This window comes from Microvirga sp. VF16 (genome assembly GCF_016864375.1).
GTDB lineage: Bacteria > Pseudomonadota > Alphaproteobacteria > Rhizobiales > Beijerinckiaceae > Microvirga.
The window spans coordinates 1,407,820-1,420,246 of sequence record NZ_CP069354.1 but is presented as its reverse complement, the minus strand read 5'-3'; the positions used below and the strand labels follow the sequence as shown (position 1 = coordinate 1,420,246).

Genomic DNA, 12,427 nt, shown 5'->3' with positions numbered 1-12,427 from the left:
GTTCACGAACAGCCCCCCACCACGGAATGGAGAATGTCATGCCTGACATCAAGCAGGCCAAGATCCTCATCATGGTGACCGACGGCTTCGAGCAATCCGAGCTGATGGTGCCGCAGGAAAAATTGTTGGATGCCGGCGCAACAGTCGAAGTCGCCGCTCCGAAATCGCGCATGAAGTCCAGCAAGATCTATGGCTGGGACAAGACGGACTGGGGCAAGACCGTGTCCGTCGACAAGGACATCGAGGACGTGAATCCAACCGACTACGACGCGCTCGTTCTGCCCGGTGGACAGATCAATCCCGATAAGCTGCGCACTGAACCGAAAGCCATCGAAATCATCCGCGCTTTCTATTCCTCAGGCAAAACCGTTGCCGCCATTTGCCATGCGCCCTGGCTTCTCATCGAGGCCGGTGTGATCAAGGGCAGGAAGTGCACGTCCTACCACGCGATTAAAACTGACATGATCAATGCCGGCGGCCAATGGCGTGACGAGGCGGTAGTGACGGATCAGGGTCTTATTACCAGCCGCAATCCCGGCGACCTTGATGCCTTCGTGAGCAAGATCATCGAGGAAGCCCAGGAAGGTTTCCATGCGGGTCGCCGCATGGCGGCAGAATAATCGTGTATCACTCTTCGGACATGAAAAAGCGGCCGGTGCAAACCGGCCGCTTTCGCCTTTGTGAAACTGAGATTTAAGCCTGCTGGATCGCCGAGACCTTCCAGGGGCCGCCCTGATCGCGGCGGAAGGTCCAGAGTTCCGTCGCCTCGTCGAGTTTGTTCGGATCACCTTCCACGACACGGCCCGTGGCCCTGTCTGTCATGACATCGGTGATGCCAAAGCGCATGGCGACGGTCGCGTAGTCCGTGGTGCCCTCGCGCCAGGCTTCCGACAGGTCGCCCTGGTTGAGACGCACGTTGGAGAGCTTGTTCACGACGCCGCGGGAGGCGTTGTCGTTGAGCTCTTCCTGGATGTAGCCAGCCATCTCGGGCGTCGCGAGCGTCCAGAGCTTGGCGACATCCTCACGCGAATAGGCGTCCTGCATCTCGACGAGACCGCGCTCGAAAGCCGCATAATCGCTCTCGCCGATGCCGACCTCATCGCGCACGCCTGGACGACGAGGAGCCTGCTGTGACCGGCCTCCAAGAGCGCCACCCAGGGCCCCACCGAGACCGCCACCCAAGCCGGAGCCCAGACCGCCGCCAAGGCCGCTGTTCATGGGATGTCCGCCGGTCGGCGGCACGCTGCCGCCCATGGAGCGGGCATAGCCCTGACCCGTACCGGCATAGGCCGGCTGCTGACGCCTGCTGCGGAACCACTTCATCGCGAACGAGACCAGCAGGACCACGAGGCCGATCTGAAGCAGCAGGCCGAGCATCGAGGCCAGGCCGCCGAGGCCGCCGAAGAAGCCCTGACCAAACAACATGCCGAGCAGGCCTGCACCGAAAAGGCCGGCCATCAGGCCCGTGCCGAAGCCGAAGCGGCGCGGCTGCGCCACATTCGGGGCCGGTGTGCCCGGACGGGTCATGTTGGGACCCTGGTTCGGAATTTGCGAACGCTGGATCGGGGCTGCGGCTTCCGGCGCCGTCCGGGTTGCCGGCGGAGCGGTATAGGTGCGCGCGCCGCGCGATCCGAAGCCGCCGCTTCCCCGCCCGGCGCGAGCCTCGGCCGCGCTACCGGCAAGGACCAAGGCAGCCGCCAGGGCAACCATCACCCGACTGCGGCGAGAAGCAAATTTTATCATCGTCTTCGTTTTCCATCCCTTTGGAGCACGACGCTCCTGCGCCTCATGTGGTGATGCCTTGAGGCTTACGGAAGGGGCTGGACCCGTTCGATTTTGGGTCGGCGCTGCAATCCTGGATCAATCATTTCGTTGGCAGAGATCCGTTCATCCAGGTTCTTGGCCCGATTGCCGGAAAGACCCGAATTAACCTTTGTTAATTGCCTCTACGGAAACCGTATGGTTAATGATATAACCGCTTATCACTTTACCTTGTGAGAACACGCAAGGCTCTTATTGTTCTATATTTGTTCCGTGACAAGAACACCCTTGCAGGCCCTTGGTTCCTCAGGGAAAGGCGGATTAACTCTGCCGAACCATCCCCGTTATCCACAGATTTCCCTCAAATGTCGCTTCAAAGCCCAATTCTTGCTTTGTTCACTTAGCTCCGTCCAGTGGATGGCAATGGTCTAGCCGGCTCAGTAACGGCATGGCAAATGCCCCACACCGGGTGTCAAAAATCCCAACTCGAATGTTTCCCCAACGTCACGGCCATCCACATCTTTTGCTCACATGAGGCCTGAAAAAGAAATGCCCGGCACGGGGCCGGGCACCATGTGGAAACGTAGTTAAAAGCCTTATGCCGCCTTACTCTTGGGCTGCACTTCGGCCGAATAATCCTCCATCAGCACCTTGGTCATGTTGCCGGGCTGGTAGGTATAGGGGCCGATTTCCGACACAGGCGTCACCTCCGCGGCCGTTCCGGTGATGAAGCACTCGTTGAAGGATGAAAGCTCCTCCGGCATGATCCGGCGCTCCGCCACCTCGAAGCCGCGGCGCTTCGCGAGGTCGATCACCGTGCGGCGGGTGATGCCGTCGAGGAAGCAATCGGCAATCGGCGTGTGGACGACGCCGTCGCGGATGAAGAACACGTTGGCGCCGGTGCACTCGGCCACGCGACCCTGCCAGTCGAGCATCAGCGCGTCGGCATAGCCCTTCCGCTCCGCCTTGTGCTTGGAGATGGTGCAGATCATGTAAAGACCCGCCGCCTTCGCGGCCGACGGGGCTGTCGCCGGATCGGGACGGCGGTACTCCGCCATGTCGATGCGGATGCCCTTCATCTTCTGAGCCGGATCGAAATAGCTCGGCCATTCCCATGAGGCGATGGCGAGGTGGATCCTGTTGGTCTGAGCCGCAACGCCCATCATCTCCGAGCCGCGCCAGGCGACCGGACGCAGATAGGCGTCCTTCTGCCCGTTCTTCTCCAGCACGAGACGCTTGGCCGCGTCGATCTCGGCTACCGTATAGGGGATCTCGAAATCGAGGATCTGGGCCGATTTCTTGAGGCGCTCGGAGTGCTCGGTCGACTTGAAGATCTCGCCGCCATAGGCGCGCTCGCCTTCGAACACGGAGGAGCCGTAATGGAGCCCGTGGGACAAGACATGGAGCTGGGCATCCTTCCAGGGTACGATCTGCCCGTCGTACCAGATCCATCCATCACGTTGATCGAAGGGGGTCGCGGACATCGTTTTTCTCCTTGAATGCCGACCTCTGTGGCCACCGGGGTCGTGTAATTTCCGGTTCGCTTCCAGCCGATTTCAATTTCATTCATTTCGCGGAAGCGGCTTGACGAGTAACAATCGTCCTGAGATATGTCAACAAGGCTGACATAAAAATTGGGAATAGGATGGTGCCAGACGCAATTCCGGCTTTGAAGTCTCAACAATCCGGCAAGGATACAGGCAAGGATATCTTGGCCGAGCAGCCGGCCTATGACCTGATCGAATTGTTCTTCTTCGCCTATCGCGACTTCGTCAGCGATCCCGACAGAATCCTGGACGAATACGGCTTCGGGCGGGCCCATCACCGAGTGCTGCACTTCGTCAGCCGCCAGCCGGGCCTGACGATCGCGGAGCTCCTCGATATCCTGAGGATCACCAAGCAGAGCCTCAACCGGGTTCTCAAGGAACTCATCGAGAAGGATTTCGTCGAGAGCCGGATGGGGACCTCCGACCGGCGCCAGCGGCTTCTCTTTGCCACTGCCAAAGGCCACGATTTGGCCTTGAAGCTCGCCAAGCTGCAGACCCGCCGCATCATGCGGGCCTTGTCCGAGATGGAGCCGGAGGCGAAGGAGACGGTCAGCCGCTACCTTCTGCGCCTCATCGATCCGGACGACAGCGCCCACGTGAAGCAGCTCGTATTCGGCCTTAAGAAAACCTGATAAGCAAGGCCCGACAAAGCAGCTTGAAGCCTGATGGATGCACGCATCGACATTCCCGACCATGCCCCGCACGTCCTCGTGGTGGACGACGACCGCCGCCTGCGCGACCTTCTGACCCGCTTTCTGACCGAGAACGGATACCGGGTCACGGCAGCTGCCAGCGCTGCCGAAGCGCGGGCGAAAGCAGGAAACTTCGTCTTCGATGCCCTTGTGCTCGATGTGATGATGCCGGGAGAGACCGGGTTCGATTATGCCCGCAGCCTGCGCGAGCATTCGCAGGTGCCGATCCTGATGCTCACGGCCCGCTCCGACGCCTCCGACCGGGTGACGGGCCTGGAAATCGGCGCGGACGATTATCTCCCCAAGCCCTTCGAGCCGCGCGAGCTGCTGCTGCGCCTCGGCAACATCCTCAAGCGCACGCTGCCCCTACTAGGCGCGGCGAACGTCGACGTGCCGGAGGTCATCCATTTCGGCCCCTTCTCGTATCGCTTCGACCGCGGCGAATTGCGGCGCGGGAATGAGGTAGTGCGCATCACCGAGCGCGAGCGCGAGATTCTGACAATCCTCGGCAGCCATGCGGGCGACAATGTTCCGCGCGAGGCGCTCGCCGGTAATGGTATTGCCGCCAACGAGCGCACGGTGGACGTTCAGATCAACCGGCTGCGCCGCAAGATCGAGATCGACCCTGCCAACCCGATCTTCCTGCAGACCGTGCGCGGCATCGGCTATCGCCTCGTGATTGATCGATGAAGATCGGAGCGACCTTACGCTATTCTCCCCTTGACCAGGCCGCGCGCTGGTTCGGCCGCTTTCTGCCGAAAGGGCTTTACGCCCGCGCGCTCATCATCATCATCGCGCCCGTCATCCTGCTGCAATCCGTCGTCGCCTATGTGTTTATGGAACGGCACTATCAGCTCGTCACGCGCCGTCTGTCCTCGGCAGTGACGGCCGATATCGCGGCGCTTATCGACATCTATGAAAACTATCCGCAGGATAAGGATGCGAGCACGCTCTCACGCATTGCATCGGAACGCCTGCAGCTCGACGTGGACATTCTGCGCGATACCGATTTGCCGCCACCCGGCCCCAAACCCTTCTTCGACATTCTCGACGAGACCCTGACCGACGAGCTTCGGCGCCAGATCGACCGTCCGTACTGGATCGATACGGTCGGGCGTTCGAGCTATGTGGAAGTGCGCATCAAGCTCGATCAGAACGACGTCATGCGTGTTCTGGCGCGGCGCAGCCAAGCCTATGCGTCGAACTCGCATATCTTCCTCGTGTGGATGGCTGGCTCGTCCTTCGTGCTGCTCGGCATCGCCATCCTGTTCCTGCGCAACCAGATCAAGCCGATCCTGCGGCTCGCGGAAGCGGCCGAGGCATTGGGTAAGGGCCGCGAGATCGAGTTCCGCCCGCGCGGCGCGCGGGAGGTGCGCCAGGCCGGCCACGCCTTCATGGAGATGAAGCGGCGCATCGAGCGCAACATCGAACAGCGTACGACAATGCTGAACGGCGTGAGCCACGACCTGCGCACCATTCTTACACGCTTCAAACTCTCGCTCGTCTTCCTCGGCCAGACGCCGGAGGTTGAGGATCTCAAGCGTGACGTGGACGAGATGAGCCGCATGCTTGAAGGCTATCTCGCCTTCGCGCGCGGCGATGCGGGCGAGCAGGCAGTCGCCACGGATCTGAGGCAGCTCCTCGAAGAGGTCCAATCCGATGCGGAGCGCCAGGGCCACGTGACGGAACTCGACATTATCGGCGATCCGATGATCACGGTGCGCCCAGACGCCTTCCGCCGCCTCCTGTTCAATCTCGTGTCCAATGCAGCGCGGCACGGCGACCGGATCGAGATCACCGCCAATCACGAAACGCGCTGGCTCGTGCTGCATGTGGACGACGACGGGCCGGGTATCCCGGCCGACATGCGCGAGGAAGTCTTCAAACCCTTCGTGCGCCTGGACGAAGCGCGCAATCAGGATGAAGGTGGATCGGGCCTCGGCCTTGCCATCGCCCGCGATGTCGCCCGCTCCCACGGCGGCGACATCGTGCTGAGCGAGAGTCCCCTTGGCGGATTGCGTGCAACGGTGCGGCTGCCCGCCTGAAATCTCTGCTCAAGGCGCCTTCTTGCAGCGCATCTCCGGCGCGCCATGCCCCCATGTCACCAGGGCTTCGCCCTGATGCTCCCAGAAGCTCTCATTGCGCCCCTGATAGCGGGCCCCGCTTCCGGAGGGCTGCACATACATCAGCGAGACGCTGTCTCCGCGCTCGGCAATCAGCGTCGCCGGATCGGTCTGGAAAAACGTGGTGGTCACCTCGTTGCGTGGATCGCCGCCGCAGACAAAGGTCACGGGGCCGATGCCGGGAACGAGGCGATACCGAGCCTGCAATTCGGCGATGCGGCGCTTGTATTCCCCTTCCACGCATCCGCGCCTGTCGTCGCTCTTCCAACACTCGTCGCGCCCCTTGATCCAGCCACGCTGCTCGGCCTGCAGCACGGGCGTCTGCTCATTCACCGCCTTGCGAGAGGCTTTCGCATAAACGTCGGCCAGCTTGCGGTCGAGTGACGATAATGCGCTGTCAGTGCAGATCATCTCCTCGATGCTGCCGGCCTGCCCCTTGTCGCAGGAAAAAGAAGGGCTCTGAGCCTGCGCGGCTCTGCCCAAAACCCCAGCTATTGAGACCAAACCCACCGCGCCGAAAACGATCCAGAGGATTGTATAGGGCCTCTTCATGAGCATGCCTCACATTGAGTGAAATCAGGAATGCTTCTCTGCCGTCAGGGACAAACTTGTGCCGCGAACCGATCCATCTGTGCCCCGCGACGACAGCGCCAGGACCTCTTCACTTCGCGAATGCCCCAGATGCCTGCAGCGGTTCGGTCGAGAGCGATGTCCCATCGCTCTCCTCTTACGGCATCGTCCAGAAGGCCGTCGCGCAACACCGTGATCTTCGTCGAAGACGGTACCTCGCCACCTTCGTTCGCCTGCACGATATGCTGCGTCGTGCCCTCGAACTCTCCTGCAATCGCCAGCGCAATGTCGAGCGGCGAAGCACCACCGGCCGCAAGGGACAATGCACTGCCATAAGCATCCGGCGCGACGACTTTCATATCCGCAACCGGCACCTCCAAAAGGGATGTGTGCCGATCGCCCGTTACAGGCTGAGCGATGGCCATCGCTGAAATGATGGAGGAACAGGCGGCAAGCGTGAGGCCATGAAAACCCCGCATGATCCCCTCGTGTTGATCTAGTACAGCCTTCCGCCCACCGGCACATCGCGATCTGGGCGGATCAGCATCACATTGCCATCAGCATCCGGCACGCCGAGTGTCAGGACCTCCGACATGAACGGCCCGATCTGGCGCGGCGGGAAATTCACCACCGCTATCACCTGCGATCCGACGAGATCCTCCGGCGAATGGTTCACTGTGATCTGCGCCGAGGACCGCTTGGTGCCGATCTCGGGGCCGAAATCGATGGTGAGCTTGAATGCCGGTTTGCGCGCCTGTGGAAACGGCTCGACAGCGACGATGCGGCCGACACGAATGTCGACCTTCAGGAAATCGTCGAACGTGATGGGCGCTGTTGCCGAACTCACCTGATCCATCTTTGCCCCTAACCTCTTTTAGATCGCCGCGGCAGGATTCTGCGTATCGCCGTTGTCTTCACTCGCGCGGCGTGCCCCCGTACGTGTCGATCTGCGTCCCTGCATCAGGGCGCGTCCGACCGCACGCAGGGGGGCACTCAAGCGCCGCAGATCCTCAGCCCCTTCTAGGATGCGCTCGGCGCGGCGCAGCTCGCGGTCGAGCCGGGCCATCGTCTTGGCGAGCGTCGGATCGTCATCATCAAGCCATGTGCGCATAGTGTTGGCATAGACGAGAACAGCCCCCTGGACCTTCAGCTTTCCAAGTGGCCCTTCCGTGTTGATGCCGGCGGCCGCAAGCATGAAGCGCTGGGAATTGAGCGAGACCTGATTGAGGGCGGCAATCGCGACAGGATCGTATTGCAGATCCTGGAAAGCTCGCCGCAGGGCCTGCCGATAAGGCTGCAGCGCATCGAAGCGGCGCATCAATACCTCGAAGATGCGTTCGCGCGCGGGCTCTCCCGCAAGATCGTCGGTCGTTCCCTCCAGCACCTGCCGGTCGATCTGGCGTGACAGCGCGCCGAGCACGGCGCCCTTCGACGGAAAGAGATCGCGAAACTCGGCAAGGGACACATTGGCGGCCTTCGCGACGTCAGTGATCTCGATCTCATGCCAGGGGCGCCGGGCAGCCAGATCCATGAGCGCTTCGACGATAGCCTTTTTCTTATCCGTGGGTGCTTCTGCCGTCACGACCAACCTCCTGAGCATCTTCCTTTGAGGATTAATCTAGGGGCCGAGAGCAGCATTCCCAAGATTAGCCCGCAAGTTCCTCCGCCCGCCGCTTGGCGGCTGCCACGGCCTCGCGCATGAGTGCCTTCAGACCGTTCGGATCGCGCATGAGGACTTCCAGCGCGGCGGCAGTCGTACCTCCGGGCGAAGTGACGTTCTGCCGGAGTGTGGCCGGCGGTAGATCGCTCTGGAACAGGAGTTCCCCTGCGCCGGTCACCGTGGCGCGCGCGAGACGCTGTGCCAGATCCGGCGGAAGACCGGCAGCCGCTCCCGCTTCGGCGAGACACTCCACGAGATGGAACACATAAGCCGGACCGGAACCCGACACCGCGGTAACGGCATCGATCAGGTCTTCGGACGGCAGCCATTCGACGATGCCGTTGCTGCTCAAAAGCGCGTCCGCCATCAGGCGCTGCGTCTCGCTGACCTGGTCGTTGGTCGCAGCTCCTGTCGCGCCACGTCCAATGCTCGCGGGCAGGTTCGGCATGGCGCGCACGATGGCGCCGGCGGCCGGAAGCCGGCTCTTCAGGTCGCCGATGGTCTTGCCGGCGAGGATCGAGACGATCAGGGTCTGGTGCCCGAGACAAGTGTTGAGCGCGGGCGCGGCGTCGTCCAACATCTGCGGCTTGATCGCCAGCACCAGCACGTCCGCAGCGGTAGGGTTGGCCGGATTCAGGGCGATTCCCCTCTCCCGGCAGAACTGCGTCATCTCCTCGGACGGGCGCGGATCGATAACGGTTACGCCCTCGGGCCTCATGCCGACCTTGAGCCAACCCTCGAGCATGGAACCGCCCATTTTGCCGGCGCCGACGAGGATGAGGGATGACGGCAGATGGGACATGTTCGACGGCATGGGCTTAACCTGACGGAATGGAGAGGAAAGGTCGCACTCTATTCACGCCTGCCCTGCCCTGTCGAGGCGGGTTTAAGAGCATTCTTCGGCGAAGTGGCTCCGGTTCGCCGTCAAGAATGCGGCAAACCAAGAAGAGAGTTATTTCCATGCAAGTGGAAATAACTCAAGCCTCGCCTTCGGTTTCGAACAGGACAGAATCGAGAGCCTCTCGGGCGGACTTGCCGGCCCAGATCACGAACTGGAAGGCCTGGAAATAGCGCTCGCAGGCTTCGACCGCGACCCGCAGCATGGTCTCGCACTGCCCATCTGTCGGATCGGCCCCGCCCGCCAGCAGCAGGGCATGGCGGAACATTACGACGTTTTCCGTGCTCCATAGGTCGAAATGCCCGACCCAGAGTTGCTCGTTGACGACGGAGATGAGCTGGATGACCTCCTGCCGCCGCCGCTCGGGCACCTTGAGGTCGAAGGCGCAGGCCATATGCAGGGCTTCCACGTCCTCGATCCACGTGAAGGCGATGTCGTAATCCGCCCAGCGGCCCGCCACCGAGATGGACATCTCATCCGTTTCGGCCCGGTCGAAGATCCAGTGCCGCAGGGAAGCGAGACGCTCGACCACATCGAGGGGATGTTCCGAGCGATCGATTTCAAGATGAATCTGCGACATGTCGATCCTGGACGCTCAATTGCCTGAATATGGTAAACATATCCGGGCAATACCATTGCGTTGACCCGGGCCTTATTCGGAAGAAGTACTCAGAATACTTCGATATTCGGAGATTCCGCCGCCACGGCCTCGAATCAGCTCATGAATCGACAGTCGTAGATTTCGACCTCTGTCACAATGCGCCGGATTCATCTGTCCACAACAGGAGACCCGCGCCGGGCGCAGACCGGTTTCCCGCTTGGATCAAGGCGTCGCGTGGCTTTTGCGGCCGGAGGAAGCCAGCTTCGCCTCGAGTTCTTTCACCCGGACTTCGAGCTTCTCGTTCTCCTCGCGAGCTGCCGTCACCATCTCGCGCAGAACCTCGACCTCCTCGCGGGTGGCGACATCCATGTCCTTGATCAGGCGCTCGAACTGGCTGCGGACCACGCTCTCAACCTCCCGCCGGACACCCTGGGCCGCCCCGGCGGCATCGGTGGCGAAGCGGGCGAGTTCATCGAAGATCCGGTTGGACGATTGGGTCATGGGGCAAATCCGCAGCATTCGACGGGCTTTTAAAGCCCTGGAATGTCACACATGAGCGCATTCGCCGCAAACTGCAACAGGGTTGACGATCCGCGCCTGGCGGGTCCAATGGCAACCTGTTCGATCAAGGCCCGCTCATGCCGCTCTCCTTTCCCATCATCGATCCCGTGGCGATCTCCATCGGCCCCTTCGCGATCCGCTGGTATGCGCTCGCCTATGTGGCTGGCCTCCTGGGCGGCTGGTTCTACGCCAAGCGCCTCGCAGCCAAGGCCGATCTCTGGGGCGGCTTGAAGCAGCCGAAGCCCACCGATGTCGACGATCTCATCGTCTGGGTGGCGCTCGGTGTCGTGCTCGGCGGGCGGATCGGCTACGTGCTGTTCTACAATCTGGGCTCCTATCTCACGCACCCGCTGGAGATCTTCGCGATCTGGCGTGGTGGCATGTCCTTCCATGGCGGCTTCCTCGGCGCGGTGCTCGCCATCGTGCTCTTCGCCCGCTCGCGGGGGCTCAACCCGCTCGCCATGCTCGACATGGCGGCGGTGGTGACGCCCATCGGCCTGTTCTTCGGCCGCATTGCCAATTTCATCAACGGCGAGCTCTGGGGCCGCCCCGCTCCCGACTTTCCCTACGCGGTCGTCTTTCCCCATGCGGGTCCCGAGCCGCGGCATCCGAGCCAGCTCTACGAGGCCTTCGGGGAAGGCCTGATCCTGTTCATCATCATGGCCATCGCCGCCCGCCGCTTCGGTTTCCAGCGTCCTGGTCTCCTCGGCGGCATCTTCGTGCTGGGTTATGCAGTGGCCCGCATCGTCTGTGAGTTCTTCCGCGAACCGGACGCGCAACTCGGCTTCCTGTTCGGCGCCTCGGTTCAGGCGCTCAGTGGCGGCATCACCATGGGCATGCTGCTCTCCGTCCCCATGGCGCTCGTCGGTGCAGGCGTCATCGTCATGGCCGTGCGCGGCTATACGCGGCCCTCCAAGACCGTCGAGGCCGCGTGAAGCCGCTGAAGGATATCTTGCGCGAGATGATCGCGCTCGAGGGCCCGATCACGGTCGAGCGCTACATGAGCTTGTGTCTGAGGCACTACTACGCCACCCGCGACCCGCTGGGCTCAGGCGGCGATTTCACCACGGCTCCCGAGATCAGCCAGATGTTCGGCGAGCTGATCGGTCTGTGGATGCTGGAGGTTTGGAACGGGATGGGCCGCCCTGCTCCATGCCGGCTCGTCGAGCTGGGGCCGGGACGCGGTACGCTCATGGCCGATCTGCTGCGGGCGACAAAGCTCCTGCCTGATTTCAAGAACGCCGCCACCGTGCATCTCGTCGAGACGAGTCCGTCCTTAAGGCGGAAGCAGCAGGAAGCCCTCACCCCATCAGGCTTCTCCCTGCACTGGCACGACCGGATCGAGGATGTACCTTCTGGCCCCACCCTTCTTGTCGCCAACGAGTTTTTCGACGCGCTACCCGTGCGCCAGTTCGTCGGCACCGAACGCGGCTGGTGCGAGCGGCTGGTGGGTCTCGACGACGAGCGCCTGATCTTCGGTCTGCGGTCGGAGCCGGAACCTGCTCTCGGCAAGCCGCTTCGCCTCGGCGATATCCTCGAATGGCCGGCTGCTTCCATCGACGTCATGAGCGAGTTCGCCCGGCGTTTGAAGCACGATACGGGCGCTGCGCTGATTCTCGATTATGGTTATTGGGGCCCGGCTTTTGGAGATACGCTGCAGGCGCTCAAGGGGCACAGATTCGCCGATCCCCTGGAGGAGCCTGGAGAGGCCGATCTCACCACCCATGTGGACTTCCATCGCCTCGCCCAGGCAGCAGTTGCCGGGGAGGCCCGGGCACATGGCATCGTCACCCAGGGCGATTTTCTCCAGGCGCTTGGCATCGTGGCCAGGGCCACCACCCTGAAAGCACGCGCCACGCCCGCACAGGCCGCCGGTATCGACCACGCGCTCGCCCGCCTGACGGAACGCGGGCCGACCGGCATGGGTGATCTGTTTAAGGTTTTAGCCGTTACACATGAAGGGATCGCAACCGTCCCCGGATTACCCACCCTGTCTCCCTCTTCCTAAGACCGA

At 62.1% G+C, this 12,427-nt stretch carries 15 protein-coding genes; 6 read left to right on the top strand and 9 right to left on the bottom strand.

From position 1 onward, the window contains the following. Window positions 1-38: 38 nt before the first annotated feature. Window positions 39-620, top strand: coding sequence for a type 1 glutamine amidotransferase domain-containing protein (locus JO965_RS06775; protein ID WP_203442929.1), 582 nt, complete (start codon window positions 39-41; stop codon window positions 618-620). Window positions 621-693: 73 nt separating this feature from the next. Here the strand turns inward: JO965_RS06775 and JO965_RS06770 are convergent, their stop codons facing one another. After that, window positions 694-1,743: a Tim44 domain-containing protein gene (locus tag JO965_RS06770; protein WP_203442928.1), complete on the bottom strand. Its 1,050-nt coding sequence runs from the start codon at window positions 1,741-1,743 to the stop codon at window positions 694-696. Between the two features lie 614 nt (window positions 1,744-2,357). Continuing rightward, on the bottom strand, window positions 2,358-3,245 hold the full coding sequence (locus tag JO965_RS06765) for a branched-chain amino acid aminotransferase (RefSeq protein WP_203442927.1): 888 nt from the start codon (window positions 3,243-3,245) through the stop codon (window positions 2,358-2,360). A gap of 161 nt (window positions 3,246-3,406) precedes the next feature. On the opposite strand from JO965_RS06765, the gene JO965_RS06760 reads away from it, so the two are divergent. Genes JO965_RS06760 through JO965_RS06750 form a run of 3 tightly spaced genes read left to right on the top strand, consistent with a single transcriptional unit; the run spans window position 3,407 to window position 6,045 of the window. After that, window positions 3,407-3,940 (top strand): MarR family winged helix-turn-helix transcriptional regulator, encoded by a 534-nt coding sequence (locus JO965_RS06760; protein WP_203442926.1) that lies wholly within the window; start codon window positions 3,407-3,409, stop codon window positions 3,938-3,940. A gap of 33 nt (window positions 3,941-3,973) precedes the next feature. Beyond that, window positions 3,974-4,690, top strand: coding sequence for a response regulator (locus JO965_RS06755; RefSeq protein WP_203442925.1), 717 nt, complete (start codon window positions 3,974-3,976; stop codon window positions 4,688-4,690). Then, complete coding sequence (locus JO965_RS06750; RefSeq protein ID WP_203442924.1) at window positions 4,687-6,045, top strand: ATP-binding protein; 1,359 nt, start codon at window positions 4,687-4,689, stop codon at window positions 6,043-6,045. Before JO965_RS06755 ends, JO965_RS06750 begins: the two co-directional genes overlap by 4 nt. A gap of 9 nt (window positions 6,046-6,054) precedes the next feature. Here the strand turns inward: JO965_RS06750 and JO965_RS06745 are convergent, their stop codons facing one another. From JO965_RS06745 to JO965_RS06715, 7 genes are all read right to left on the bottom strand, one after another. Beyond that, window positions 6,055-6,675: an MliC family protein gene (locus JO965_RS06745; RefSeq protein WP_203442923.1), complete on the bottom strand. Its 621-nt coding sequence runs from the start codon at window positions 6,673-6,675 to the stop codon at window positions 6,055-6,057. A 44-nt stretch (window positions 6,676-6,719) separates the two neighbouring features. After that, on the bottom strand, window positions 6,720-7,172 hold the full coding sequence (locus tag JO965_RS06740) for a hypothetical protein (protein ID WP_203442922.1): 453 nt from the start codon (window positions 7,170-7,172) through the stop codon (window positions 6,720-6,722). A 17-nt stretch (window positions 7,173-7,189) separates the two neighbouring features. Next, window positions 7,190-7,549, bottom strand: a complete 360-nt coding sequence (locus tag JO965_RS06735) for a tRNA-binding protein (RefSeq protein WP_203442921.1) — start codon at window positions 7,547-7,549, stop codon at window positions 7,190-7,192. Window positions 7,550-7,567: 18 nt separating this feature from the next. Further along, entirely contained in the window at window positions 7,568-8,293 is a 726-nt protein-coding gene (locus JO965_RS06730) for a TetR/AcrR family transcriptional regulator (RefSeq protein WP_246776766.1), read from the bottom strand. 46 nt (window positions 8,294-8,339) lie between these two features. Next, window positions 8,340-9,167 carry a pyrroline-5-carboxylate reductase gene (gene proC / locus JO965_RS06725; RefSeq protein WP_203442919.1) on the bottom strand — a complete coding sequence of 276 codons (828 nt, stop codon included), beginning with the start codon at window positions 9,165-9,167 and terminating at the stop codon, window positions 8,340-8,342. 163 nt (window positions 9,168-9,330) lie between these two features. Continuing rightward, entirely contained in the window at window positions 9,331-9,831 is a 501-nt protein-coding gene (locus JO965_RS06720) for a YbjN domain-containing protein (RefSeq protein WP_203442918.1), read from the bottom strand. A 243-nt stretch (window positions 9,832-10,074) separates the two neighbouring features. Further along, complete coding sequence (locus JO965_RS06715; protein ID WP_203442917.1) at window positions 10,075-10,353, bottom strand: accessory factor UbiK family protein; 279 nt, start codon at window positions 10,351-10,353, stop codon at window positions 10,075-10,077. Between the two features lie 137 nt (window positions 10,354-10,490). Here JO965_RS06715 and lgt point away from each other — a divergent pair, with 137 nt between their 5' ends. Beyond that, a complete protein-coding gene (gene lgt / locus JO965_RS06710; protein ID WP_203442916.1) occupies window positions 10,491-11,348 on the top strand; it encodes a prolipoprotein diacylglyceryl transferase in 858 nt (285 codons plus the stop codon). Continuing rightward, window positions 11,345-12,421, top strand: coding sequence for a class I SAM-dependent methyltransferase (locus tag JO965_RS06705; protein ID WP_371826840.1), 1,077 nt, complete (start codon window positions 11,345-11,347; stop codon window positions 12,419-12,421). Before lgt ends, JO965_RS06705 begins: the two co-directional genes overlap by 4 nt. The last annotated feature ends 6 nt before the right edge of the window (window positions 12,422-12,427 follow it).

Bases quoted from the DNA above. Each gene is read 5' to 3' on its own strand.
- JO965_RS06750 (WP_203442924.1), top strand. From the start codon at position 4,687: ATGAAGATCGGAGCGACCTTACGCTATTCTCCCCTTGACCAGGCCGCG.
- JO965_RS06715 (WP_203442917.1), bottom strand. From the start codon at position 10,353: ATGACCCAATCGTCCAACCGGATCTTCGATGAACTCGCCCGCTTCGCC.
- JO965_RS06745 (WP_203442923.1), bottom strand. From the start codon at position 6,675: ATGAAGAGGCCCTATACAATCCTCTGGATCGTTTTCGGCGCGGTGGGT.
- JO965_RS06735 (WP_203442921.1), bottom strand. From the start codon at position 7,549: ATGGATCAGGTGAGTTCGGCAACAGCGCCCATCACGTTCGACGATTTC.
- JO965_RS06740 (WP_203442922.1), bottom strand. From the start codon at position 7,172: ATGCGGGGTTTTCATGGCCTCACGCTTGCCGCCTGTTCCTCCATCATT.
- JO965_RS06770 (WP_203442928.1), bottom strand. From the start codon at position 1,743: ATGATAAAATTTGCTTCTCGCCGCAGTCGGGTGATGGTTGCCCTGGCG.
- JO965_RS06755 (WP_203442925.1), top strand. From the start codon at position 3,974: ATGGATGCACGCATCGACATTCCCGACCATGCCCCGCACGTCCTCGTG.
- lgt (WP_203442916.1), top strand. From the start codon at position 10,491: ATGCCGCTCTCCTTTCCCATCATCGATCCCGTGGCGATCTCCATCGGC.
- JO965_RS06775 (WP_203442929.1), top strand. From the start codon at position 39: ATGCCTGACATCAAGCAGGCCAAGATCCTCATCATGGTGACCGACGGC.
- JO965_RS06765 (WP_203442927.1), bottom strand. From the start codon at position 3,245: ATGTCCGCGACCCCCTTCGATCAACGTGATGGATGGATCTGGTACGAC.
- JO965_RS06730 (WP_246776766.1), bottom strand. From the start codon at position 8,293: ATGCTCAGGAGGTTGGTCGTGACGGCAGAAGCACCCACGGATAAGAAA.
- proC (WP_203442919.1), bottom strand. From the start codon at position 9,167: ATGCCGTCGAACATGTCCCATCTGCCGTCATCCCTCATCCTCGTCGGC.
- JO965_RS06720 (WP_203442918.1), bottom strand. From the start codon at position 9,831: ATGTCGCAGATTCATCTTGAAATCGATCGCTCGGAACATCCCCTCGAT.
- JO965_RS06760 (WP_203442926.1), top strand. From the start codon at position 3,407: ATGGTGCCAGACGCAATTCCGGCTTTGAAGTCTCAACAATCCGGCAAG.